This is a genomic window from Methylobacterium sp. WL103, from assembly GCF_008039885.1.
Lineage (GTDB): Bacteria > Pseudomonadota > Alphaproteobacteria > Rhizobiales > Beijerinckiaceae > Methylobacterium > Methylobacterium cerastii.
The window spans coordinates 1-1473 of sequence record NZ_VRUX01000831.1; the positions used below are offsets into that span (position 1 = coordinate 1).

A 1473-nucleotide genomic window follows, 5' to 3' on the forward strand; every position below is an offset into this window, starting at 1 on the left:
CGCCATCGCGGGTTCCGCAATCGTCCGGGCGACGGTGGGCCGGCGCCCTTCGCCCGGACGATTGCGGAACCCGCGATGGCGCGCCTGAAGGGCGACACGATCCCCCTGCTCCGCCGGCTCTGGCGCGAATGGCTGTCGCCGCACCGGGGCACGCTGGCCGTCGTGCTGGTGCTGATCGCGCTCGTCGGCGCGTCCACCGGCCTGTACCCGGCGCTGATCAAGGGTGCGTTCGACGCGTTCGACCGGAAGGATTCCGGCGCTCTCGCCTACGGGCCGCTGATCGTCATCGTCGTCACCTCGGTGCGGGGCTTCGCGCTGTTCGGGCAGACGGTGCTGACCAACCGCGTCGTCACGCGGGTCGAGGCCGACATGCAGGCGGCGCTCTACGGCCACCTGATCGACGCCGACCTGGCGCAGCTCGGGCGCGAGAGCCCGGCCGCCTTCACCCAGCGCTTCACCACCGACTTCGCCTTCATCAAGGAGGCGCTGACCCGCATCTCGACGGTGCTGCTGCGCGACGTCGCGATGCTCGTCGGCCTCGTCGCCGCGCTGATCTGGATGGACCCGGTGCTGACGGGGGTTGCCGCCGTCACCGTGCCGTTCGTCGCCGGGCCGATCGGAAAGATCGGCAAGAAGCTCAGGCGCGTCTCCACCACCACCCAGGAGCAGATGGGCGCCACCGCGAGCCTGATCTCCGAGAGCCTGCAGGGCGTGCGCATCGCAAAGACCTACGCGATGGAGGGATACCTCAAGGGCCGCGCGGCGGACGCGCTCGATTCGGTCCGCCGCCTCAAGATGAAGGCCGCCAACGCCCGCGGCCGCCTCGACCCGCTGCTCGAGGTCGGCGGCGGCTTCGCCGTGGCGGCGGTGCTGATGCTGGTCGGCCAACGGGTGATGGCGGGCGAGCGCACGGTCGGCGACTTCACCGGCTACGTCGCCGCCCTGCTGCTCGCCGCCCAGCCGGCCCGCGCGCTCGGCACCCTCAACGCGATCCTGCAGGAGGCGGCCGCCGCGCTCACCCGCTACTTCGCCCTGATGGACGAGGCCCCGACGATCCGCGAGGCGCCGGGCGCCAAGGCGCTCAAGCCCGGCCCCGGCGAGATCGCCTACCGGAACCTGCAGTTCCGCTACCGCGCCGACGCGCCGGCGCTGGAGGGCATCGACCTCGTGGTGCCGGCGGGTTCGACCACGGCGCTCGTCGGCCGCTCGGGCTCGGGCAAGTCCTCGCTCCTGAACCTCGTGCCGCGGCTCTACGACGCCACCGGTGGCACCGTCGCCATCGACGGGCAGGACGTGCGCGGGGTGACGCTTTCGTCGCTGCGCGCCGCCGTCGCGGTGGTCTCGCAGGAGGTGGTGCTGTTCGACGACACCATCGCGGCCAACATCGGCTTCGGCCGGCCCGGCGCGAAGATGCTCGAGATCATGGCCGCCGCCGAGGCCGCCGCCGCCCACGGCTTCGTCTCGCGCCTGCCC

1 protein-coding gene is annotated in these 1473 nt (G+C 72.6%); it reads left to right on the forward strand.

Annotated elements, in window-relative coordinates; translation table 11 throughout:
• Window positions 1-75: 75 nt before the first annotated feature.
• Window positions 76-1473 (forward strand): ABC transporter ATP-binding protein (locus FV222_RS25880; RefSeq protein ID WP_147815990.1); only part of this gene is annotated, 1398 nt, incomplete at its 3' end.